General features: G+C 62.1%; 25 protein-coding genes. 14 read left to right on the top strand and 11 right to left on the bottom strand.

Going from position 1 to position 21,342, the window contains the following annotated elements:
• The first annotated feature begins 147 nt into the window (after positions 1-147).
• Both usfY and AOT87_RS09345 read left to right on the top strand, forming a co-directional pair.
• Positions 148-447, top strand: coding sequence for a protein UsfY (gene usfY, locus AOT87_RS09350; protein ID WP_057967745.1), 300 nt, complete (start codon positions 148-150; stop codon positions 445-447).
• Between the two features lie 480 nt (positions 448-927).
• Positions 928-1,383 carry an anti-sigma factor gene (locus AOT87_RS09345; protein ID WP_057967746.1) on the top strand — a complete coding sequence of 152 codons (456 nt, stop codon included), beginning with the start codon at positions 928-930 and terminating at the stop codon, positions 1,381-1,383.
• A gap of 28 nt (positions 1,384-1,411) precedes the next feature.
• On the opposite strand, the gene AOT87_RS09340 is transcribed toward AOT87_RS09345, so the two are convergent.
• The 4 genes from AOT87_RS09340 to AOT87_RS09325 all read right to left on the bottom strand — a co-directional run bounded on the left by AOT87_RS09340 (position 1,412) and on the right by AOT87_RS09325 (position 5,396).
• On the bottom strand, positions 1,412-1,834 hold the full coding sequence (locus AOT87_RS09340) for an STAS domain-containing protein (protein ID WP_057966372.1): 423 nt from the start codon (positions 1,832-1,834) through the stop codon (positions 1,412-1,414).
• Positions 1,835-2,277: 443 nt separating this feature from the next.
• Entirely contained in the window at positions 2,278-3,096 is an 819-nt protein-coding gene (locus tag AOT87_RS09335) for a SigB/SigF/SigG family RNA polymerase sigma factor (protein WP_057967747.1), read from the bottom strand.
• A 483-nt stretch (positions 3,097-3,579) separates the two neighbouring features.
• Positions 3,580-4,095: a flavin reductase family protein gene (locus tag AOT87_RS09330; protein WP_057966374.1), complete on the bottom strand. Its 516-nt coding sequence runs from the start codon at positions 4,093-4,095 to the stop codon at positions 3,580-3,582.
• Positions 4,096-4,157: 62 nt separating this feature from the next.
• Positions 4,158-5,396: an oxygenase MpaB family protein gene (locus tag AOT87_RS09325; protein ID WP_057967748.1), complete on the bottom strand. Its 1,239-nt coding sequence runs from the start codon at positions 5,394-5,396 to the stop codon at positions 4,158-4,160.
• 88 nt (positions 5,397-5,484) lie between these two features.
• Between AOT87_RS09325 and AOT87_RS09320 the strand changes: the two genes are divergently transcribed.
• Positions 5,485-6,132 (top strand): TetR/AcrR family transcriptional regulator, encoded by a 648-nt coding sequence (locus tag AOT87_RS09320; protein WP_057967749.1) that lies wholly within the window; start codon positions 5,485-5,487, stop codon positions 6,130-6,132.
• Positions 6,133-6,141: 9 nt separating this feature from the next.
• On the opposite strand, the gene AOT87_RS09315 is transcribed toward AOT87_RS09320, so the two are convergent.
• Together AOT87_RS09315 and AOT87_RS09310 are read right to left on the bottom strand one after the other, a co-directional pair.
• The gene (locus AOT87_RS09315) at positions 6,142-6,378 is read right to left on the bottom strand and encodes a YdeI/OmpD-associated family protein (RefSeq protein WP_198528432.1); all 237 of its coding nucleotides are present in this window, start codon (positions 6,376-6,378) and stop codon (positions 6,142-6,144) included.
• Positions 6,379-6,401: 23 nt separating this feature from the next.
• Complete coding sequence (locus AOT87_RS09310) at positions 6,402-6,914, bottom strand: hypothetical protein (RefSeq protein WP_057969733.1); 513 nt, start codon at positions 6,912-6,914, stop codon at positions 6,402-6,404.
• 67 nt (positions 6,915-6,981) lie between these two features.
• Here AOT87_RS09310 and AOT87_RS09305 point away from each other — a divergent pair, with 67 nt between their 5' ends.
• The 3 genes from AOT87_RS09305 to AOT87_RS09295 are packed head-to-tail and all read left to right on the top strand — an operon-like array spanning position 6,982 to position 10,128.
• A complete protein-coding gene (locus tag AOT87_RS09305; RefSeq protein WP_057967750.1) occupies positions 6,982-7,983 on the top strand; it encodes an alpha/beta hydrolase in 1,002 nt (333 codons plus the stop codon).
• Positions 7,984-8,040: 57 nt separating this feature from the next.
• A complete protein-coding gene (locus AOT87_RS09300) occupies positions 8,041-9,453 on the top strand; it encodes an Hsp70 family protein (protein WP_057966380.1) in 1,413 nt (470 codons plus the stop codon).
• Between the two features lie 57 nt (positions 9,454-9,510).
• Complete coding sequence (locus tag AOT87_RS09295) at positions 9,511-10,128, top strand: DUF1345 domain-containing protein (protein WP_057967751.1); 618 nt, start codon at positions 9,511-9,513, stop codon at positions 10,126-10,128.
• Positions 10,129-10,130: 2 nt separating this feature from the next.
• Here AOT87_RS09295 and AOT87_RS09290 read toward each other — a convergent pair whose 3' ends face one another.
• Together AOT87_RS09290 and AOT87_RS09285 are read right to left on the bottom strand one after the other, a co-directional pair.
• Positions 10,131-11,270: an acyl-CoA dehydrogenase family protein gene (locus AOT87_RS09290; protein ID WP_057967752.1), complete on the bottom strand. Its 1,140-nt coding sequence runs from the start codon at positions 11,268-11,270 to the stop codon at positions 10,131-10,133.
• A 21-nt stretch (positions 11,271-11,291) separates the two neighbouring features.
• Entirely contained in the window at positions 11,292-12,521 is a 1,230-nt protein-coding gene (locus tag AOT87_RS09285) for an acyl-CoA dehydrogenase family protein (RefSeq protein WP_057967781.1), read from the bottom strand.
• A gap of 588 nt (positions 12,522-13,109) precedes the next feature.
• Here AOT87_RS09285 and AOT87_RS28670 point away from each other — a divergent pair.
• The 7 genes from AOT87_RS28670 (at position 13,110) to AOT87_RS09255 (ending at position 17,153) form a co-directional block, all read left to right on the top strand.
• The gene (locus tag AOT87_RS28670; RefSeq protein WP_057970304.1) at positions 13,110-13,340 is read left to right on the top strand and encodes a hypothetical protein; all 231 of its coding nucleotides are present in this window, start codon (positions 13,110-13,112) and stop codon (positions 13,338-13,340) included.
• A 161-nt stretch (positions 13,341-13,501) separates the two neighbouring features.
• Positions 13,502-14,317 carry a hypothetical protein gene (locus AOT87_RS09280; protein WP_234795864.1) on the top strand — a complete coding sequence of 272 codons (816 nt, stop codon included), beginning with the start codon at positions 13,502-13,504 and terminating at the stop codon, positions 14,315-14,317.
• A complete protein-coding gene (locus AOT87_RS09275) occupies positions 14,314-14,589 on the top strand; it encodes a hypothetical protein (RefSeq protein ID WP_057967753.1) in 276 nt (91 codons plus the stop codon). The genes AOT87_RS09280 and AOT87_RS09275 overlap by 4 nt, the downstream gene beginning before the upstream one ends.
• A 152-nt stretch (positions 14,590-14,741) precedes the next feature.
• Positions 14,742-15,368, top strand: a complete 627-nt coding sequence (locus tag AOT87_RS09270; RefSeq protein ID WP_044105676.1) for a TetR/AcrR family transcriptional regulator — start codon at positions 14,742-14,744, stop codon at positions 15,366-15,368.
• Between the two features lie 237 nt (positions 15,369-15,605).
• Positions 15,606-15,851, top strand: a complete 246-nt coding sequence (locus AOT87_RS09265) for a hypothetical protein (RefSeq protein ID WP_232785248.1) — start codon at positions 15,606-15,608, stop codon at positions 15,849-15,851.
• Positions 15,852-15,936: 85 nt separating this feature from the next.
• A complete protein-coding gene (locus AOT87_RS09260; protein WP_057967754.1) occupies positions 15,937-16,743 on the top strand; it encodes an aminoglycoside 6-adenylyltransferase in 807 nt (268 codons plus the stop codon).
• A gap of 44 nt (positions 16,744-16,787) precedes the next feature.
• Positions 16,788-17,153 (top strand): S4 domain-containing protein, encoded by a 366-nt coding sequence (locus AOT87_RS09255; RefSeq protein ID WP_057967783.1) that lies wholly within the window; start codon positions 16,788-16,790, stop codon positions 17,151-17,153.
• Between the two features lie 4 nt (positions 17,154-17,157).
• On the opposite strand, the gene AOT87_RS09250 is transcribed toward AOT87_RS09255, so the two are convergent.
• Complete coding sequence (locus AOT87_RS09250; RefSeq protein ID WP_057967755.1) at positions 17,158-18,774, bottom strand: sulfite reductase flavoprotein subunit alpha; 1,617 nt, start codon at positions 18,772-18,774, stop codon at positions 17,158-17,160.
• Between the two features lie 135 nt (positions 18,775-18,909).
• Between AOT87_RS09250 and AOT87_RS09245 the strand changes: the two genes are divergently transcribed.
• A complete protein-coding gene (locus AOT87_RS09245) occupies positions 18,910-19,686 on the top strand; it encodes a hypothetical protein (protein ID WP_057967756.1) in 777 nt (258 codons plus the stop codon).
• Here AOT87_RS09245 and AOT87_RS09240 read toward each other — a convergent pair.
• Together AOT87_RS09240 and AOT87_RS09235 are read right to left on the bottom strand one after the other, a co-directional pair.
• Entirely contained in the window at positions 19,656-20,204 is a 549-nt protein-coding gene (locus AOT87_RS09240) for a DUF1802 family protein (protein ID WP_057967757.1), read from the bottom strand. The genes AOT87_RS09245 and AOT87_RS09240 overlap by 31 nt on opposite strands.
• A gap of 9 nt (positions 20,205-20,213) precedes the next feature.
• Positions 20,214-21,098, bottom strand: coding sequence for a universal stress protein (locus AOT87_RS09235; protein WP_057967758.1), 885 nt, complete (start codon positions 21,096-21,098; stop codon positions 20,214-20,216).
• Positions 21,099-21,342 lie beyond the last annotated feature (244 nt).

The following is a 21,342-nucleotide window of genomic DNA, read 5'->3' as shown; positions in this document are numbered from 1 at the left end:
GTACCCGGGGGCAATACATTTCGCGCGGCAGCCGTACGGGTTGACAAGCCACCTGGCGAAAGTGAGGCCGACCGTGCCGTGCGCCGGTCGGCCTCACGTCTGCTCTAACGCCAACCACCGACATCCGTCCCTTCGAAAGGAGATCACATGCGAGAAGCAGACGAAGACCCAGTGGATCATGAACGCACCTTCCGCCCCCATGCTGGCGAGTCCTTGAAGGACAGGGCATCATGGCCCGGATTGGCGCTCATCGCACTCGGTGTGATTTCAGTAGTGCTGGGACTTACAGCGGCTGGCTATCGCCTCTACACCTGGACATCGATCGCGGGAGCACTGGCTCTTGCGCTGTTCTTCCTCGGATGGCTCTGGCTCCATATCGAGCGGAAACGAGTGCGCCAAATGGAATCCGTTTGGCAGAAAGAACATTCAGATCGAGGCCGCGACTAGCGTGCCCGCAAAAGGGAGAGGTCCTTCTAGCGATTCTCATCACCTTTCACGTTTTTGACTACGCCGGTGCGCTGCTCAAGATGCTCCGGCACCGCGCGAATCTGCTAGACGCCTTGGGCCCGAGGTGCATGAGAGCACAGACTCCCTATGAGTTGCGTAATCGATGATTGGGTCCGCGGCGCTGCGGGTAGGCCATACCCATCATGAACGAACAAACACTGCTCAAGATGACCGAATTCCATTGTTGCACTGCATACGTAGCCATCCACACTGCAGATATCCACCCGTGCCGCCCTACGAGCGGCGGTCAGCGATGAATTCCGTTGGCGTGTCCTGTCGCGACAGTAGAAGACGTATACTCACGTCACCTAAAATCATCGGCGACACGCAGGTCGGCGTGGATACCCAGCGGTTGCTCGCAAGCATTGGTTACGCACCGATGATCGAGGTAATCTCGAGCACAGGAACCTTGGGAGAGACATGACCGAGACACACACCACGCAATGCGGCAGTCGTCCGGACGAGCGGTCTCTCACGTTCGAAATATCCGCTCGGCTAGACAATCTGGCGATGATACGGACGGTCGTTGCGGCGGCCGCAATGTTTGATGACATGGACATAGATACAGTGGCCGATCTGAAACTGGCTACTGATGAAGCGTGCACTCGACTCATCAGAGCGTCAGTACCGGAGGCGATCCTCACTGTTCGATTGAATTTTCATTCGGACTGGTTAGCCATCGAAGCGTTTACCCACTGTCTGTCCGGAGATGTCTTTCCGCTCGAAAGTTTCAGCTGGCACGTCCTCAATTCCCTCGTAGACGACGTCAAGACCTTCGAGCGGGACGGCCCGGACTGCAGTGATCGACGAGTTGTCGGTATCACCATGACCACACGGCGCGACAGCAATGCAGCGGTGCGTGTAGCGCACGGGTAATCGCTGCCGCTCTGACGCTCGGTCTTCGCTAGAGCGCCAACTTGTTCCATACGTCGGGAACCGAATCGCTCAGCGGGAAGGTATCGCTGTCGCCACTGATCTCGAGCAGTTTCATTACCGATCTACCCGGGATCACTGACCATTCGATCCCTTGCATCGCGCAGTGACGACGTATGTCGTCCAGGGCCACCAGACCGTCAGTTCCGAAGAACCGCAGCCCTTCTAGATCCAGTACTAAGGCGCGATGTCCGTCCAAATAACGTGTTGCATACTCCGCCAAATGGCGGGCGTTCACCGCGTCAATCTCTCCGGTGGCGCTTACTAAGATCGCCGATGGACGATGCCAGTGGGCAGTAAACCGCGCAGTGTCATCAGTTGACGAAAATAATGAAATGACACCGGTTTTGGATCGAGCCGCAAAACGATTTGCATTCTGGTCAATGATAGACATACCTGACTCCATCGATCGAAGCGTTCATTCTTCGGATTGGAGACACCAGGCTGCTCGCCTGACATAGAAGCCCAAGCCTTGCACTGGCATCTACATATCCTGCGCGGCTGTGGACTCAACCTGTTGACGACGTTACGCCGACTCGTGTTCGTGCACAATGCGTCTAGCCATCACCGCGCTCCATCGCAAACCTCGGTGCCCGGTGTTGTCAGGTATTCGTGCCAACAGGCTAATTTTGACGATCTTGAGGCCGGCCAGTCTGGACGGTGCACGGCATGAGCGCCACGAGCGGGCAATGTCCGACGGCCGGAGCGTTCTGCGGGTAGTCCTGCCGCATGAAGCCGGCGACGCGTCGTAACAGCCCGAATAAGTCCATAACTCACCTCCGACAGGTGGATCTATACCCGTCGACGGCACGGTCTAATCAGTTGCGATGAAATCGCCTACTGCAACTGTTCCCGGAGCTGCCGCAGGGTGTCGCTGAGGATCCGCGACACATGCATCTGGGACACGCCGATCTGTTCGGCTATCTGGCTCTGCGTCATGCCCTTGAAAAATCGAAGTTCGAGGACGGTGCGCTCCCGCCGAGGCAATCCTGCCAACAACGGGCGCACTGCCTCGCGATTCGTTACATGTTCGAGCGCCGGATCGGTGTCGCCGAGTACGTCTGCCAAGTGCTTGGAGTCGTCATCTCCCTGAGCCACCGGTGCCTCGATCGATCGAGGCTGATAGGCATCTGCCGCAACCAGGCTCTCGACGACTGCTTCATGGCTGATACCCAACTCAGCTGCCAGCTCGCCGGGAGTGGGCGCCCGCTGCAACGTCTGGGTCAATTTAGCAGTGGCCCTGGCTATCTGAACGTGTCTATCTCGAATAGCGCGAGGAACGTGCATCGACCATCCATGGTCGCGGAAGTAGCGCCGCACCTCCCCCATCATGGTGGGAACAGCGAAACCAAGGAAACTCGAACCCTTCTCGGGATCGAAGCGGTTAACCGCGTTGAGCAACCCGAGGCGTGCCACCTGTACCAGATCCTCGAGATCCTCACCACGTCGATCAAAATGACGCGCGACATTGTCGGCCAGAGGCAGGCACCTGGTCACGATCTGCTCGCGGCCGCGGAGGTATGCGCTGCTGTCCATGGATAGACCCACAAGGGCCAGGAACATGTCGGGAACGTCCGAGTAGTCGTCGGTCGCACCATTTGGTCTGGATCTAACCTCCGCGCGCCCGGCATCCGGAGCATCCACAGGGCAATCCATTTATGAACCCTCTCAACGCTGTCCACGACACAGCTCGTTCGATTTGGCCGACCACATCCGTGCCGGCGAGCTGCGCCTGTCTTCCAAGGTTGGCCATTACTGTTCTTGTACCGGCAGAACCTGCCTCATACGCCAACCACGTGCGCGCTACATCTACTTCTCCCACACTAAGCGGATCTAGCGATGCGCACCACCTTCTGCCGCGTCCGCATCCTCAAGGAAGGCGACATATGGAGGTTTGAATTCAGGCTGACAGGGTATTCAAGCCGTATCGCTGCCGTCAGAATCGCAAGAGGAGGGCAGTTAAGCACCACAACATGATTCGATGACTCGGGTCAGTCGGATGAGGAAACCAGAATCACCTACATGGCATCATGTGGACGAATTACACACCAGTAGTGGATATTTGATGTTGGATCAGATGAAACGGCACAGCAGGCGTTGTTTCGGGAGCTCCCTCAACAGGTGTACCTTCTTCGGCTCTCACGCTTCGTGCCCGGGATGGAGATTTTTGGCATCGCGGGACGCGATGTAAGCAGATACCTCAGGTTTCTGGTGCACCGCGACCGGCACCAGCACGTGACCAACGTGGTCGCCGAGTTCAACACGCATCGTGATCTCACCGACGAACCACGCCGAAGAATCTTGCAGTATGGGAACACCGTGTGGACCCACACTCCACGTACACGCGGCGAACTTATCGATGCGGTCGCCCGTCTCTTCTCCAAAGAGCCGTACCAACGCGGAGGCTGTCCGAGGTATCAGGTGCACGGCGAGATGTCTTACGCCGGTCGAGACTCGCCAGGTGTGGTTCTGCTTGGACAGCCCTACGAGAAACAGCGGCGGATCGATACTGACCTGACTGGCGAAACCGACGAGACATCCCGACGGACCATCAGAGCCCCACACAGTAACCACGTACATGGGGTGGTCCAGTTGACTCATGAGATCAGCGAAATCGGCGGGCACATCCGATTCCGACGAGGCCGCGCCTACCATTGCCGTCTCCGATCCTCGGCGCCACACGGGGAGCCATACCCGCATGCGTGGCAGAGCCCACTCTAGGCGGCGTCCCCGATCCAACGGGCGGAATGCCCGATCTTGGAGTGGCCCTCGGTACTGAGGGCGTGCATGAACTCGTACTGCCGGCGCGAGCCGTCACGGGCCTGCCTGAGGCGGCCACCGGGCAGCACGAAATTCGCGCCGGTACGCAACAGATTCACCGGAATTCGCAGCATCGGATACCACGGCGGCATGTACGTGGGCAACCCGAGTCTGCGCATCTGCGCCCGGCCGATGTACGTCGTGGTAATTGAAATATGCTGTGCCCATGCGATTCTGCGGCGAATAGCCTCGAGATTCGAGTAACGCCAATGCAGCGGATCTTCGGCCATCGGCACTGCCATTGCCCGGCTGGTCTCATCGGGGCGATGCAACGACATCAGGTAGTGGTAGAGCCGCTTCATCGCGTCGCGGAAACTCACCGGAAGGTATTGCTCCTCGACACCCATGAGCCACCCCACATACCGCGTCAGGTGCGCGACATCTTCCAGTTCGCCAGGTGTCGCTACGATGCCAAACGATACCGATAGCACCGCCGGTACGTAGATCGCACCGAGAATGGTTGCCGCCATATCGGTTTGGTTGATCGGCACGCCCCAGTCCTGGCCCCGCCATTCCGGTAGGGCTTGGACATGCCGCCTCACCAGTGCATGAATCAGCCGAACGTGCAGAGTCGCCTGGTAACCGTCCCCCTGGGGCAAGAGACCGTCATCCGCGATCGTGCTGAGCGCCCATTGCATGGTTTCGGCGAAGCGCTGAGCGCTCCCACTTTTCCCACTTTGTCCCGTCTTGGTGAGAAGAAGTGTCCGATTGATACCCGACGCGGCGAAACCGCCCAGGAATGGGACGTCTCTGGCCAGGAAGATCGTGTCGAGGCCGCCACGCTGAAAGAGTTTCTGCCCGGCCCGAATTCGTGCCCAATCAACCCAATCCGGCGTTGCCTCGAGGCGCTCGAAGAAGACGCGCAGCGGTTCGGGAGGATTATCGAGGCCGCGGATCCCTTCGGCTATCGCCTCGTTGAAAAGCACTCGTGCGGAATCCATCCCGTGCGAGTACATCCAATCGACCAGGTCGTCCGCCGGCTGGTCCCCCACGTTCAAAGCGTCGCCGATGGTGCGCCATTCGGTGTCGGTTGGCGGGCGGATCAGCATTGCCCTGGCGAGCAGGCCGACGACGGGCACCTTGCCGCGGTCTCGAGGATGGCGGGCCGGGATGGAGGTGGCTGCACGGGGCGCCATAAGCGGTTCCTTCCGGAGTCGGAGGCAATTCTGGTGGAAGTCTCCACCAGAAGTTGTATTTGTGCAAGCACTGCACCACAATGGGTACATGGCAGCCATACGCGGTTACGGTGGGATATCTGCTGATCAACGACGTGCCGAGCGCCGCGCGCGCCTGCTGGACGCCTCGCTGGAAGTTGTGGGCTCGCAGGGCTACAACAGCCTCTCGGTCTCGGGTTTGTGCCAGACCACGGGATTGAATGACCGGTACTTCTATGAGCACTTCGAGAATCGCCACGCGATTTTCATGGCACTGGTCGATGAACTGGCGACGCAGACCTTGGCAGCCATGACCGATGCCATCGCGGCATCCGGGACCGACGAGCGTCAGGTCGTACGTGCCGGGTTGGGCGCCTGCATTGATCTGCTCACCGGGGATCCACGTAAGGCCCGCGTGGTATTTGTCGAAGCCCCCGCGCACAGCTCACATCAACATCGCACCCAGGTACGCGACATGTTCATCGCGTTGATGCGCTCCCAGGCGCGCCGTATGTCTGCCGGCGTCTTATCGCAGGATCTGGACCAGAGAGTCACCCTTGCGGGCGTCCAGTTGTTCGGTGCACTCATGGAGAGCGTGACGAGTTGGCTTGCCGGTGACCTTGCCATCAGTAAGAACCAGCTGATCGATCTCAGTGCCGATCTCCTGTTGACGGTGGCCAATCACGCGCTGGCCGTTGACAACATCTCCTCTGCCTGACGTTGCCGGCTACTTACCGGTGCGCTCGCGATGCTTGCATCCGGGCCAACAACACGGCCGCCGCTTTCCTTCTTCGAGTTCCTCTTGGGTCCGCCGTATGCGGCGTTCCCGCGTCGCGTCCTGCTTGGCATCCTCCACCCAGCAGATGAACTCATTGCGCCCCAGCGGTGTGATGTCTTGCCATAGGGCCAGAGCCGAGGGGTTCCCGATCAGCGCGGTGCGTAAGTCTGCGGGCAGCGTGTGCACCACCCCGCCAGGCACCTGCTTACTCACGGCGCAGGGCTGCCCTGGGCCGGAGGCGCGGGCTCATAGCCGGGCGGCGCGGGATCCTTCAGCGAGGTATACCCAGGAGGCAGCGGGGGCCCCGAGGGCGCCGGTGCATACGGGTCCCTGATCCTTCCAGGATTGGAGGACTCTGGGGCATTTGTCGAGATGTATCCCGGTGGCAGCTGCGGAGCGGGACCCGCGCCGGCGGGCCGTCCGGCGACACCTTCGGGCGTATCGAGTGGACCGTCGTGGGCTTGATGCCAAAGGTCGCGGATGGTCCCCAACGGGCCGCTCGAGCCCGAGCCGTAGGTGGGGTTCGCGATCTCGGGAACCGCGGGCTGAGCCGGTGGCGGAGGTGGCGGGCCCAGGGGGCCGGTGGCAGCTGCCGCCGCATCCGGAGTCGAGGGTCCCGGCGCAGGTCCGGGCACCCCGGGATCCGCGATGGCAGGGACCGACAGGGTTAGCGTGGCACCGGCGACGATTACGCCAGCGACAAACAGCTTGGCTGCGTCCATCGGCTCATCGTCGCATAGTCATTCTGCAGCCGCTGGTCAGCGACACCGGATGATTAGGCTCCCCGACATGATCAGCAGACGCGGATTTTCCACAGTGGCGCTCGCTGCGGCGATCGGCGCGACGACCCTCGGGGCATGCTCGAACGGTGCCCGAGTCGACGCGACGCGACCGCGCACACAGTTCCCTGCGCTCAAACAGATCGACGCGGGCCCGCTCAACGTCGGGTACGTCGATGAGGGGCCACCCGATGGACCACCGGTGATTCTGCTGCACGGTTGGCCCTATGACATTCACAGCTATCTGGACGTGGTGCCGCTTCTGACCGCCAAAGGATTTCGGGTTCTGGTCCCCTATCTGCGTGGATACGGCAGTACCCGCTTCAGGTCCGCCGACACCGTGCGCAACGGTCAACAAGCCGCACTTGCCAGCGATGTCATCGACTTCATGGACGCAGTGAAGATCCCGTCGGCCATCCTCGGCGGCTTCGACTGGGGCGCCCGCAACGCCGACATTGTGGCCGCCATCTGGCCTGAGCGTGTCAAGGCACTCGTCGCGGTCAGCGGTTACATCATCGTGAATCTCGAAGCCAACCAGCAGCCACTGTCACCACAGGCCGAACTGGGCTGGTGGTACCAGTACTACTTCTCCACCGACCGTGGCCTGCGGGGATATCGGCAGAACACTCGCGACTTCAACAAGCTCATCTGGCACAACGCCTCACCGACATGGAACTTCGACGACACCACCTATGACCGCTCGGCCGGCGCCTTCGACAACCCCGACCATGTCGACATCGTCATACACAACTATCGGTGGCGGCTCGGGCTGGCCAAGGGCGAACCACGCTACGACGCCCTCGAGGCAAAGCTGGCGGCCAAGCCAACCATCGGCGTGCCAACCATCACGATCGGTAGCGATTTCGACGGGCCGGCCAAGGACGGGGCAACCTACCGGAAGATGTTCACGGGCAAGTACTCCCACCGGATCCTGGACGGGATCGGCCACAACGTCCCGCAGGAGGCGCCCAAGGATTTCGCCGCCGCGATCATCGATGCGAACGCCCTTTAGGTTCTCCACGAAGGGCACCCGCCTAGAATCACCATCGAACAGGCGAACAGGTAGGGAATGAACTCACTCGGAATGTCGATCGGGGCTACACAGCTGGTCGCCACCGACGGCAACCCTGACGGCGTTCCTGTCGTGCGGGCATCGATGCTCACCTTGCATGACGATCGGCCCTCCGAGGTCGGCATCCCGAAGGAGCCTGGCCTGGGCCTGACCGGATTTGTCGATCGCGTCGGAGATCCCGTCGGAATCGTGGGTGCTGACGGATCGGTGCACAGCGCCGATTGGGTCATGGCAGAAGCCATCCGGGTCATGATCGCCGACGCTGCGGTGGTGGCCAGTTTCGAGACTCCCCCGGCGCTCGCGGCCGCCATCCCCGCGCATTGGGGCGCGCAGTCCATCGCCGCGTTGCGCGCCGCCATCGACAAAGTGCCTGCCCTGGCGCCAGGCGGGCGGCCGATGAAGCTGGTGCCGGATGCGCGCGCGGCATTGGTGAGCCTGCGCGATCGCGTCCCCAATCACGGAGTGGTTGTCGTCTGTGATCTGGGCGGAACGGGCACAAGCATCACGTTGGCCGACGCCACAAGCAATTTCGAGCCCGTCGGCGAGACTGTTCGTCATCGCGACTTCTCCGGACAACGTATCGACCAGGAACTCCTGGCCCAGGTCCTTACCGGCCTCGACCAGGATCCGGACGGCACCGCATCGTTGGGTGCCTTGACCCGCCTGCGTGAACGGTGTCGCGCGGCCAAGGAGCATCTGTCGACCGATACGACCACCGTGGTTCCCGTCGAGCTTCCCGGCCTCACCGCCGATGTGCGGCTCACCCGCAGCGAGCTGGAAGACCGGATCCGAGGCCCGCTTGCCGCGTTGATCACAACCATCCAAGAAACTCTGGAACGCAACAACATTCCTTCCGCTGGCGTCAGTGCCGTCCTCACCATCGGGGGCGGCGCCGGCATTCCTCTTGTGACTCAGCAGCTTTCCGAACGATTGCGATGCCCGATCATCGCCGCACCACAGCCCCAGCTCGCCGCCGCATTCGGGGCCGCCGTCATGGCCGGTCAACCAGACGAGACACCATCGCTCGAAGCGACCATGATGCGGCCGGTGCCGACGGGCGAGGAAACCGCGAAAAGCCCGGCATCCAAGCCCATCGACACCGTCGAGTCCGATAGCTTTGCCTGGTCCCAAGCCGATACTTCCCCGGAACTGCAGGAGTATCAGGACTACTCGACGCCGGTCACCGCCGCTCGCCCCGAGGTGACCTTCAGCCCCGGACCGGGCGACTACCGTGACACCGACCGGATGCGCTGGTTCCAGCGACCGTTCCTGTGGTTTCTTGCCGCCGCGGTGTTCTCGGCGGCCATATTCACCGCACTATTCATCGCGTGGCAGGACCGCGACGACGCACCGTCACCGAGTAACCGCACGTCGACCACGACGACGGCGACCAGCACACCCCATCCCTAGCCGCGAATGTTGGCTTAGGCCAGCCGCTGCGAGCTAGACGATACGAGCGGGAGAGTCATGACCGGCACCAGACGATTCTGGATCGCACTCGTGGTGGGGTTGGCAGCCTGCATCCTGACGTGGACGCTGTTGCAGCGTTGGCAGGTTGCCCTGCTCGCGGTGGTGATCGTCGCCGCGGCCATCAGTGTCGTGTGGGCGCTGATTGTCTTGTGGCCCATGGATCCGGAGCAGACGCGTGCGCGTGCGAGTAGCGAGGACATGGACGACGAGCTCGGCGATGTGGCGATGCTGCTGATACTGGTGGCCAGCCTGTCGGCAATCGGAATACTTCTGGTCTCTGCCAATGACGAGGACAAGGGCATCTACGCGGGCCTGTGCATAGGAGCGATACTGACCGTGTGGGCGATGCTGCACACGATCTACGCCGCTCGGTATGCCCGAATCTATTACCAGGACATCCCCGGTGGAATCGACTTCAATTCCACCGTGCCGCCACGCTACGTCGACTTCTACTACTTCTCGTTCAATCTCGGCATGACATATCAGGTCTCTGACACCGCCGTCACCGAGTCGCACATCCGCGACGTGGTCTTGAAACACTGTCTTTTCAGCTACGTCTACGGCACGGTAATCATCGCGTGCACGATCAATCTGGTGATCAATCTCGTCGGATAGATTTAGCCGCGTGCGTGCTGATACCGCGTGGTGTGGAAGTCACGGTTGCCGAATTCCGACTCAATCACGGTGAGACGCTTGAAGTAATGTCCGATGGCGAGTTCCTCGGTCATACCCATGCCGCCGTGCAGCTGAACCGCCTCCTGTCCCACCAGCCTGGCCGCACGCGCGATGGTCGCCTTGGCGGCCGACACCGCCCGGGTACGGCGTGCGCCGTCGAGATTGAGCGAGGCCAGGTACGAGGCCGCGACCGCCTGCTCGACCTCGATATGCATATTCACCATGCGGTGCTGCAGCGCTTGGAAATTAGAGATCGCCACGCCAAACTGCTGACGCTGCTTGGTGTATTCGACGGTGTCGGAAAGGACCTTGCGCAGCATCCCCACCGCCTCGGCCACGGTGGCGGCTGTGGCCTCGTCGAGTGCGGCATCGATCAGCGGCCACGCCTCGTCCACCTCCGAGATGCGCGCCGAATCCGGCACGCGCAGGCCGGATATCACCAGATCGCTGGCGTGATGGTCATCGATCGTCCGGTAGTGGTGTACGTCCATCCCCGATGGCGGATCGGCGGGATCGAACGGTATCGCGAATAGTGTGAGACCCGCGGTGTCGGCCGCATCACCGGAGGTCCGCGCGGTGATGATCAGATGGGTCGCGATCGGTGCGTCAGTGACCACGATCTTTTCCCCGTCGAGCACCCAGTGCGGACCATCGCGGCGCGCGGTGGTCCGCACGGAATGGAATGCCTGGCCGGAAGTTGTTTCCAGGGCCGCAAATCCGGTGACAACATCGCCGGACGCGATTCCGCCGACGAGTTCTGTGGCAAGGTCGCTACTCGAGCGCCGGAGCAGCCCGCCACCAAGAACCACGGTGCCGATGAATGGCTCGACTACCAGATGCTGCCCGAGCACCTCGGCGATGACAAGAACTTCCTCCGCGCCGCCACCCAAACCACCGCGTTCCTCAGGCAGTGGCGCGCCGAGGATGCCGAGCTCCTCGGCAAAGGACTTCCACACCTGCGGCTGCCAGCCGACATCCGAGCGCGCCGCACGTCGGCTGGTGTCCAGGGCATAGCGGTTGGACAGGAAGTCCGAGACAGAGTTCTTGAGGAGTTGCTGTTCGTCGGTCAGGTTGAAATCCATGGTGATGTTCGCTCTTGTCTGTCAGAGACCCAGCTGGGCCTTGGCGAGGATGTTGCGTTGAATCTCGTTGGAACCGGCGTAAATTGATCCAGCCCGATCATTGAAATAATGCAGCGGTGCCACCGCCTGCCATAGCTCACCGCTGTGGTACCCATCGGCGGGCGGGGTGTACTCGACCACCGGGCCACCCGGCTTCGTGACATGGGGCTGATACACACGACCGCGCGGACCGGCGGCCTCCAGCGTGAGCGTGGTCAACGCTTGAGAGAGTTCGGTGCCAAGGATTTTCAGCATCGACGAGGCCGTGCCGGGGTTACCGCCACCGGCGACAACCGCCAGCACGCGGTGCTCAAGAACTTCCAATACGTCGACACGAATCGCGAGGTCGGCAAGCTTGGCGCGGAACAAGGGATCTGCTGCCAGGGTGCCGTTGTCGGTGGGCACTGATTGGGCTGCAGCGGTCAACTGATCGAGACCCACCTGCAGCATGGGTGCCACCGCCCCACCACCGCGCTCGAACTCGAGAAGATACTTCGCGACAGTCCACCCCTCGTCGATCTCACCGAGGACATTCGCTTTGGGCACTCGCACGTTGTCGAAGAAGACGACGTTCTGCACCTCCTCCCCCGAGCTCATCACCAGTGGCTTGACGTCGATTCCGGGCGAGGTGAAGTCGATGAGGATGAAGGTGATACCGAGCTGCTTCTTTGGGCCTTTGGCGGTGCGAACGAGAGCAAACATCCAATTCGCCTCGCGTGCATGGGTTGTCCAGATTTTAGAGCCGTTGAGGATGAAGTCGTCACCATCGGCGACCGCCGACATCTGCAACGACGCCAGGTCCGAGCCGGATTCCGGTTCGCTGTATCCCTGACAGAAGAACACCTCGCCAGTCAGGATGCGGGGCAGGAAGAAGTCTTTCTGCTCCTGGGTGCCGAACTTGACGATAGCGTGCGCAACCATCCGAATACCCATGGGCGACAGGGCCGGCGCCCCGGCGATCATCGACTCGACCGCGAAGATGTAATGCTGCGCAACGGTCCAGGGCTGACCACCGTACTTCACCGGCCAGGCCGGCGCGGCCCATCCCTTCTCATGCAGGATCGCCTGCCATTGCAGGCTCGCCTCATGGTCGCTGTACACACTCGTTTGCAGGCGCCCGGCCGAACGCAAGTCCTCCGTGAGGTTCTCTTCCAGGAACTCCCGAACCTCGGTGCGGAATTGTTCTTCCTCTGCCGAGAAGGCCAGGTCCATGTGCACTCCGTTGCGTCGAGTCGGTGATGTGAAGACGATGAATAGCATTAATCTGGATGCAAGCGCATTCAGATTAATGCGCGTCGGCTCCCCGGGCAACACCGGCTCCTGCAAGTGCGTTTCACCACAGCGTCGGACAACATGACGACCGCACCCGCTCCCGTGGCCGTCGTTTTTGTTGACAGAACGACCAGGATCGTCCACACACATCCAGACCGATATGGCGGGAAACGGGGCCAAAGCCCCAAGCCGCACCGACGTCTGGTCGCGGGCCGAAGTGGACGTTGCCCCGTCCTCGACTGACTGGCCACCACTGGATGGATGTGGCCACCTCCGGATAGTGACTGCAATCGCCAATATCTATCAAATTACTTGTACTGCAACATGTTTCAATCAATTTGCCCGCCGCTTACGTTGCGTCCACGGGTAGAGATTCATTGTTTCTTTCGATGTAGAAGGGTGTCATGAGCGGATATCGCTTTTGTGTGAATGTGGTGACGGCCAGCTTTCTAGCCACAGCCGGAGCTGCTGGGTGGTTGGGTTTGGCTGCGACGGCTGCGGCAGATCCGGGTAGTGGCAGCAGTTCGCATGATTCAGGCGGGTCGCACAGCTCTGCTGCTGGGTCGCACGGCCCGGGTAGTTCGCGACCTGGTGGCTCTGGGGCTTCAGGATCAGCTGGGGCCAGGCCCGGCCATGAGTCAAAGACTCCCCGTGCTGCAGGGAATTCGCCAACACAGCACGGTGGCGGCACCCAAGGCGGTCACACCGGCACGAAGTCTTCTGGCGGCACCGATGCGCCTGGACATTCGACGGCGATAAAGCCGAAGGCCCCGCCCAGCCCGCATTCGGCAGATTCGCCGTCCACGGCGACCAAAGATGTCGCCGGCGGCGGCGTTCCGACCAAAGAGAAGCGAGCACTAACAGATCCCAAGCCAGGTACGCCCGAGACCGCACGAGTATCCGGCGCCGGAGGCAACGGCGTGGGTCCCGAAGCTGATCACAAACCCGGCGGTAAGCCAGCGAGCACGCAACCGGGGCACGCTGTCAAAACTGGCGAAGACGGTTCAAAAGCGTTACGCCCCCAGCACGTAGAGGGTCACAAAGAAGGTGATCGTGCAGACGCCAAGGGCGAACAGCGCCCTTCGCCCAGTACGAATGGCGAATGGAGGTCCCACAGCAGTGGAGCTTCACTCAACTCTGAGCAGAACACCGCGGCCAACAAGTTTCTGGAACAGGCACGGCGGGCCGAACCCCTTATCACCCAATCCCTCCGAGGCATCGTTGACAATGCGCCGGGCAGTCAGCTCACAGGTCTGGGAAAGCGGCTCAAGACAGAAGAATCATTCAAACGGAAGCTCTACACGTCCATCGTGACGACTCCGAATCTGAGCACTGCCGAGCACCTTGCAGATATGAAGGATTCTGTGAGATACACCGTGCAATCGCCCCATGAGCTTTACACGGCGAACACACAGCGGGCGATTGATCGCCTGGTCGCGGAAGGCTACGAGCCTGTCAAGTTCAAGAACACATGGGACAAGCCGGGTTATCAAGGCATCAATAGCTTCTGGCGCGAACCGACAACGGGGCATACCTTTGAAGTCCAGTTCCACACGCCCGCGAGCTTCGATACCAAGACGCAGGCGCACTCCCTATATGAGGAAGAACGCCTTCCTAGTACCTCACCGCAGCGGGCCAATGAACTGCAGCAGAAACTGAATCACGCGTTCGACGCGGTCCCACGCCCGAGTGGCAGCTCGTCGATATCTCTACCGCCGAACGGAAAACGTAAATGAGTAAGACACCAGTCACCTTCTACGCGCTTTTGGCTGGTGGTCGCACACCAGAAAACCCAGCAGGAATTGTCAGGCGGGTCCACACAGACCCTCCCATCGACGAGGCCTTCGGCCGGGACCTGGAGTGGCACCCCACCGAGTACATACGCCGCTACTACCTCGGACACAACGATGTAGATCACGTCGAAATCGACGAAGGTTCCGCTAAGTCAGTCCTCGACAGATGGCGTATCGAGTGGGCCGAACAGGACGGAGCGGGCGGCGCTCGTTAGCCCGGACTCCAGAAGACGACTCGACAAGCGCACGCCGTACGTGACCGAAGAGTGCCGACAAGGCTCATATCGGTCACGTACGGCATGGCGCCGATTTTGCCGTGACCGGCAGAGCCTGAACCGGCAATACCGGCTCCTGCAAGACTGGTCGGGTGTCATCCCCCGCCGGTCGCTCCTACAGCGGCCTACCTGCCGACGAACGCCTGGCCCGGCGTCGGCAGCAGCTGCTGGAAGCGGGGCTGGACATCCTCGGCGCCCCGGAAGGACCCGGCGACCTCACCCTGCGCGCGGTCTGTCAGCGGTCCGGCCTGGCGCAACGCTATTTCTACGAAAGCTTTGCCGACAAGGACGAATTCGCCGTCGCGATCTTCGATTGGGCAGTTGAGGGGCTTGCCTCGACGGTCGAGGCCGAAGTGGCCGCGGCACCACCGCGCCTGCAGGTCAGAGCAGGTATCACCAGCGTGGTGCGCGTCATCAACGCCGACCGGCGCATCGGACAGCTGCTGTACAGCCCCAGCCAGGTCAACCCGGTACTGGTCCGCAAGAGGTTCGAAGCCACCGCGATGTTCGTCTCGCTGTTCGCCCAGCACCTACGCGACTGGTTCCGTCGCGACGATCAGGGCAACCTGCCCGTGCTGGCCCATTTCATCATCGGGGGCGTGGGCCAGGCCGTCGCGGCGTGGCTGCATCAGGACGTCGCGGTCGGTGAGGACGAGCTGATCGAGCAGCTCGTCGAGATGCTGCTCGCCCACGGTCCCGAACGCTCCGCGCAACTCTGAATAGCCCCCGGATCGGTCTCATACCCATACCCGGCGACGGTATTCTGAGTATTAACTGAATTCGCCATGAGAGCTTCCTGATTTTCCCCTGCTCGATGTAGACAGATCCTCTGAAACTGATATATGCATAGATAGCCATGAATTGGCATGCCGCGAAACGCGGCGGGACAGATTAGCTGGATTTTCGACGTGCAGAGAGGCATGGATATGAACGTGTTGACGGCAGTGGGTTCGGCAATGACCCTCGGGATCGTGACACTGATCGGGGCGCCAGCCGCGGCGGCCGCACCGGAACCCCCACCGGTGTGTTACGCGAACCAGCCCAGTGTCAGCGCCACTGAGTTTGACCCGTGTCTGGCGCCGGGTGACATCGAGTACCAGCAAGGCGCCCATCAGCCGACCTACGACGGCGCCAATCCGTTGACGCCACCCGGTGTGAACCCGTTCGTGCCGGACGGCACCAATAAGAACAACGCCGGCTAGCGGGCTACGCGACGCGCCGGGCGCACCTGCCAGACACGCGGAAAAGCTCTTGAGAACAGCGGCTCCGCGAGCCAAGGATGTAGGCGTGAATTACGGTGAGGTGCTTGAGAAGTTGGTCGCGTGGGCCGCTGAGACAGACGCCGTCCGGGCGGTCATTGTCACCGGATCCGGGGCCAACGGGGATGATCACGTCCTATCGGATCGCGATATCGAGCTGTATGCGCCCGATCCCGATGACCTGGCGGACGACGATTCTTGGTGGTCGGACTTGGGCGAGGTCCTCGTGGTCGAGCGCCTGGAAGACGAAGACACTGGGTACCCCACCCGGCTGATCTACTACGCAGGCGGCAAGCTCGATTTCACCCTGGTGCCTGCCGAAGACCTGGCCACCGCGCGGCACGACAGACCCTTTCTGGTCCTTCTCGACAAAGACGATCTCGCGCCGGACCCGGAGTCGGTGGGCGCGCCCGAGGGTGCGCTACCGGACGAGGAGGAGTTCGAGGAGTGTCTGCACTGGGGTTACGCCGCAGTGTTGATGTGTGCGAAAGCGATAGTGCGCGAGGAACTCTGGTCGGCCAAGCTACGTGACCAGGACCTCAAGGAGGAACTGCTGCGGGTCATCGAGTGGGATCACACCGCGAGACATGGCACCGCCCATGACACCAGATATCTGGGCTCCCGGATGAGCAGCTGGATGGACTCGGACATCCGCGAGGAGCTCAACGGGTGCTGGGGCCATTTCGATGCTGTCGACACCCTCGACGCCTTGCGACGGACCGTTGACCTGTTCGCACGCCTGTCCGCGCGCACGGCCGCCGCCCTCGGCTTCCCACCGTTCGATCACGAACGGCTGCAGCGCGAGATCGAGCGGATCCTGTCACTGCGCGTCTAGAAGGTTGTGGAAGTTCGGCACCAGGACACCTCATGATGGAGGGCATGGAATCCTCCCGCGTCGATCGGTGGCTGTGGGCGGTCCGGTTGACAAAGACCAGGCCGGATGCCGCCGCGGCATGCCGAGGCGGACATGTGCGAATCAACGATCGACCGGCGAAGCCGTCGACGACCGTGTCCCCCGGCGACGAGGTTCGCGCTCGGGTCGGTGACACCACGCGAGTCGTGAAGGTGGTGCGGGTAATCCAGAAACGGGTTGGCGCCGTCGATGCGGTGACCTGTTATCTCGACCGAACACCTGCACAGCCCGCTGTCCCATCGGTACTGGTCGCCGCGCGTGATCGTGGTGCCGGGCGGCCGACCAAACGGGACCGGCGAGTGCTCGACAAGTGGCTTGCGGGTCGGGAATGAACCGTCAGTAAACGTCGCGCACGTACCGATGGTTCTTGATGAGATCGTTGACGTACGCATGGGCACCAGCGGCGTCCATTCCCCCGCAGCGAGTGACGATCTCATGCAAGGTGGCGTCTACGTCCTTGGCCATATGGTCGGCGTCGCCACACACATACAGGTACGCACCATCCTGCAACCAGGCGAACAACTCCGCCGCGTTCTCCGACATGCAGTGCTGGACATACCGTTTCGGTTCCCCCTCAGCACCGTCACGGGAGAACGCGAGATCGAGGCGGGTCAGCGCGCCCGAATCCACGAAGCCCTGTAGTTCCTCCCCATAGAGGAAACTAGCGGCGCGACGCCGGTCCCCGAAGAACAGCCATGAACGCCCCGAGGCGCCCATGGCCTGCCGCTCCTGCAGGAAACCGCGGAACGGAGCGATACCGGTGCCCGGACCGACCATGATGATGGGTACGTCGGCCGCCGGTAGCCGGAACGTGTGGTTGGGGCGCAGATGCACCCGCATCGTCTGTCCACGATCTGCCAGGAAGGTCGATGCCACTCCGCCATAGGTGCGTTCGGCATCGGTGTACCGGATGGTCGCCACGGTCAAGTGCACGCTGTCGGGATGGATGAGAGGACTCGAGGCGATGGAGTAGTCGCGGAACTGAAGCGGCCGCAGGTTGTCCACCAGCTCGTCAACGGTCAACTCCCCCAACCTGATCAGATCGAGGACGTCTTTCCCGTACAACCAGGAACCCGGCGCGGGCACGACATCGCCGCCCAGGGCCGCGACAGCGTCAGTGTCATCTGTTCGGGTAGCCACCAGACTGCGAAGGGTGCGTGAGGGAGTACGGATCTCCAGGTGATCTGAGAGCAGCTCACCAAGGGGCTCGTCGTGACCGGTCACCCGATGATCAGCGTCTACGCCGAGTTCGGCAAGTATCGCCGCGACAAGGGCGGGGTCGTTGCTCGCGTGCACGGCAATCGAATCACCTGCCTCATAGGAGATTCCGGAGCCAGTGAGGTCCACTTCATAGTGGCGCACTTCTTTGTCGGATTCGGTGGTGGTGAGCAGCCGGTTGACGAGCAATCGGGCCTCGACAGGTTCGTTGCGGTCGCGTTTGGGCTGTGTGGGGGTCTCGGTCACGGCTGCCGGCGTGGAGGCATCGCTCTGGCCCGCGGACAGGCGCTTGACGAGGTCGGTGGTCCATTCCTTCGAGGGCTGCAGATACGGCCCATCCACATCGACGCGGTCGGTGAGCTTCACCGCGCCGAGCGCCTCCAAACGTTGATCGAGCAGCAGACCCGCGTTGCAGAAGAACTCGTAACTGCTGTCACCCAGCGCCAGCACCGCGTAACTCAGGTGCTCCAGCCGGCCTGCCGCCTCGGCGCTGATCGCCTCCCAGAACAGCAGTGCGTTGTCGGTGAACTCGCCATCGCCGAATGTCGACACCACCGCGACGAAATGCGATGCCGACTGCAAGTCCGCGACATCAATCTGGTTGAGCTCGATCGCCTCGGACTTGATTCCGGTGGCCTCTTCCAGGGCCTCGGAGAACGACATCGCAGCGTCCTCGGCGTTGCCCATATCGGTGCCATAGCCGACGATCAACGAAAAATCCGGCTGGGCGGTCACAGCACTCCCTCACTCGCGCGCGCGGGGCTGCTCCCCAGCGCTGGGTGAGGGCGACCTTACTTTGACGCGCAACGCCGTGGGGATCTCCCCCTCTCTTTTCCCGGTACCGCACCTCTGACCGGCTAACATTCGAAGGTGGCCTGGCTGGATACCTGGTGGCAGTACGACGTGGTGGACGGTTACAAAGGTCCCCTGCTGCTCGGCTTCGTGGCGTTCGTGGTGACCTTCGTGGTGACGCGCACCATTACCCGGCTCATCCGTGACGGACGGGGCCCGTTTCACAACATCTCCGGTGGCGGCGTCCACATCCACCATTCCGTGCCGGGCGTGATCCTGTTGATCGTCGGAGGGTTCACAGCGCTCGGCTCTCCGCCGTTGTCGGTGTGGACATACCTCGCCGGTCTACTGGTGGGGATCGGCGCATCGCTGGTGCTCGACGAGTTCGCGATGATCTTCCATCTGGAGGACGTCTACTGGTCCAACGAAGGACAGCTTTCGGTCGATATGGTCACGCTTGCCACCGCCTGCATCGGTCTGGCCGCGGTCGGTGTCTCGCCGCTGAATGTGGATGGCCTGACCGGCGTCATCGCCATCGCTCGCGGGGTCGCGGTGATGCTGCTGCTGGTACACCTGGGGCTGGTGGCGCTCACCGCCCTCAAAGGCAAGTACCCCACCGCGATGATCGGCATTTTCATCGCCCCCATCGCCTGGTGGGCGGCGGTTCGCCTGGCCCGCCCGACATCCCCGTGGGCGCGGTGGCGCTACTCGCCGGAGAAGCTCGAACGAGCGCGGCAGCGGGCCCTGGTGTTCGACCGCCGGTGGGGTCCGGTACGCCGGCGATGGCTCGACGCTATCGGTGGGACACCAACCCCCGAGCTCCCTCACGCACCTACAGACTCGCGGACCCGCTGAGCGACCTCGGCGAGTGTTCCTTCCGTGTGTACCGGTGTGCCCCACCGCGGGTTGACCTCGAGCTGCACCCAGCTGGTGCAGCCGACATGCCCGTTGTCACGGGGAATTCTCACAGGCATGACCAACGGGTACGCACGCACCACCAAGACTGTCAGCCGGTGTTTGGGCCGGAAATCCACGCGGTCCTCACGAATGGATTCGGCTGTCCAGATATGCAGCGACGCAATCTCTTCGAGCGCCTCGGGCCGAGTGACCTCGATTGCGGCGACAACCTCGGCCCCGGCTCGCACCACTACGTCGGTTTCGGTGCTATCGGCGGCGGCACGCTCGAGTACGTCATGGTGTTCGGGTCGCACCCGTTCGGCGTAGCCGTGCACGATCGTCGGGAAGAGCAGGAACCGGGAATCGGCAAGCGTGAAACGCTTCTCGTGAATTCCGCCCTTGCGCAGCAGAATCTGCTGTCGGCCGTCGAGCAGCGCGTGCACCGCCGCGCTCCATTCCTTCAGCGCGGTGGTCACATATTGAGACTACGGCCGCGGTGTCACCAGCACCGGGCAAGCAGCCTTGTGAATCAGCGCATGGCTGGTGGATCCGAGGAAGAATCCCGCGACGTCACCGCGGCCGCGGCTTCCCGTGACGATCAACTGCGCGCCCTCGGACGCGCGGAGCAGGACATCGGCGGGATGCCCGATCGCGAGAACGCGCCGCACCGGTACGTCCGGATGCTTCTCCTGCCAGCCGGATAGACGCTCGGCAAGAATCTGTTCCTGGCGCCGTTCCTCTGTGGTCGAATCGACGGCGCTCCACGCGGTGTACGCGTAGACGTACCCCGGCGGAATGTTGTTCCAGACATGCACCGCCACCAGCTCGGCGTGTCGCATCGAGGCCTCTTCGAACGCCCACGCAAGCGCGCCGTCGCTGGAATCGGAATCGGCGACTCCCACGACAACCGGCCCTGCAGGTCCCGCCGCTTCTCTCACCACGACAACCGGGCTGTGCCCCTTCGCGGTCAGCGATACCGATACCGAGCCGGCCATCATGCCGGTGAATCCGCCGAGCCCGCTGGACCCGAGCACCGTCATGACAGCGTTTCGGGACAACTCCACGAGGATCGCGACGGGCTTACCCGCCGCCTTGACCGTGGACACGTCGACATTCGGGAACAGTGCGTAGACATGGTCCTTGGCCTGACTGAGGAACTCGGCACCATCGGTGTCCAGGTGATCAAAGAAGCTCGCCGACGCCCCCAGGTTGTAGCCCTGCCCGAAGCTGCTGTGATCGACGGCGTGCACCAGCGTCAGCGGCAGATTCCGCTGCTGGGCCTCGGCGCCTGCCCACGTCAGGGCGTGGAGCGCCGATGTCGATCCGTCGACACCGACAAGAATGTGGGGGTTGGGTGTCGTGGTGGTCATGGCTCCTCCGATGCGATAGGGCGGCTCTGCTCCTCCTCCCCGACACTATTGGCCGCCCGGCGCGGCAGCCATGGGCCAAAATCCCCACTGCCAGTGACTTTCGCCCATACAAAAGTGGGCTTCATCACGTCATCGACGTGTCATTCGTGTTGGCAGAGCTTCCATTTGGAGCTCACCAGCCGGTAGATAGCATGACTAAGGACTCTCGTGATCCTGCTAGCGTTGTGCGTAACGGAATCTCGCC

Source organism: Mycobacteroides sp. H003, assembly GCF_001440135.1.
Classification (GTDB): Bacteria; Actinomycetota; Actinomycetes; order Mycobacteriales; family Mycobacteriaceae; genus Mycobacterium; species Mycobacterium gwanakae.
Note: the sequence above shows the minus strand (reverse complement) of the source record. Positions and strands in the feature narration are given on the sequence as shown.

Excerpts from the sequence above, each read along its gene's own strand:
- usfY (WP_057967745.1), top strand. The coding sequence starts at position 148 with ATGCGAGAAGCAGACGAAGACCCAGTGGATCATGAACGCACCTTCCGC.
- AOT87_RS09345 (WP_057967746.1), top strand. The coding sequence starts at position 928 with ATGACCGAGACACACACCACGCAATGCGGCAGTCGTCCGGACGAGCGG.
- AOT87_RS09340 (WP_057966372.1), bottom strand. The coding sequence starts at position 1,834 with ATGTCTATCATTGACCAGAATGCAAATCGTTTTGCGGCTCGATCCAAA.
- AOT87_RS09335 (WP_057967747.1), bottom strand. The coding sequence starts at position 3,096 with ATGGATTGCCCTGTGGATGCTCCGGATGCCGGGCGCGCGGAGGTTAGA.
- AOT87_RS09330 (WP_057966374.1), bottom strand. The coding sequence starts at position 4,095 with ATGGTAGGCGCGGCCTCGTCGGAATCGGATGTGCCCGCCGATTTCGCT.
- AOT87_RS09325 (WP_057967748.1), bottom strand. The coding sequence starts at position 5,396 with ATGGCGCCCCGTGCAGCCACCTCCATCCCGGCCCGCCATCCTCGAGAC.
- AOT87_RS09320 (WP_057967749.1), top strand. The coding sequence starts at position 5,485 with ATGGCAGCCATACGCGGTTACGGTGGGATATCTGCTGATCAACGACGT.
- AOT87_RS09310 (WP_057969733.1), bottom strand. The coding sequence starts at position 6,914 with ATGGACGCAGCCAAGCTGTTTGTCGCTGGCGTAATCGTCGCCGGTGCC.
- AOT87_RS09305 (WP_057967750.1), top strand. The coding sequence starts at position 6,982 with ATGATCAGCAGACGCGGATTTTCCACAGTGGCGCTCGCTGCGGCGATC.
- AOT87_RS09300 (WP_057966380.1), top strand. The coding sequence starts at position 8,041 with ATGAACTCACTCGGAATGTCGATCGGGGCTACACAGCTGGTCGCCACC.
- AOT87_RS09295 (WP_057967751.1), top strand. The coding sequence starts at position 9,511 with ATGACCGGCACCAGACGATTCTGGATCGCACTCGTGGTGGGGTTGGCA.
- AOT87_RS09290 (WP_057967752.1), bottom strand. The coding sequence starts at position 11,270 with ATGGATTTCAACCTGACCGACGAACAGCAACTCCTCAAGAACTCTGTC.
- AOT87_RS09285 (WP_057967781.1), bottom strand. The coding sequence starts at position 12,521 with ATGGACCTGGCCTTCTCGGCAGAGGAAGAACAATTCCGCACCGAGGTT.
- AOT87_RS28670 (WP_057970304.1), top strand. The coding sequence starts at position 13,110 with ATGATTCAGGCGGGTCGCACAGCTCTGCTGCTGGGTCGCACGGCCCGG.
- AOT87_RS09275 (WP_057967753.1), top strand. The coding sequence starts at position 14,314 with ATGAGTAAGACACCAGTCACCTTCTACGCGCTTTTGGCTGGTGGTCGC.
- AOT87_RS09265 (WP_232785248.1), top strand. The coding sequence starts at position 15,606 with ATGACCCTCGGGATCGTGACACTGATCGGGGCGCCAGCCGCGGCGGCC.
- AOT87_RS09255 (WP_057967783.1), top strand. The coding sequence starts at position 16,788 with ATGGAATCCTCCCGCGTCGATCGGTGGCTGTGGGCGGTCCGGTTGACA.
- AOT87_RS09235 (WP_057967758.1), bottom strand. The coding sequence starts at position 21,098 with ATGACCACCACGACACCCAACCCCCACATTCTTGTCGGTGTCGACGGA.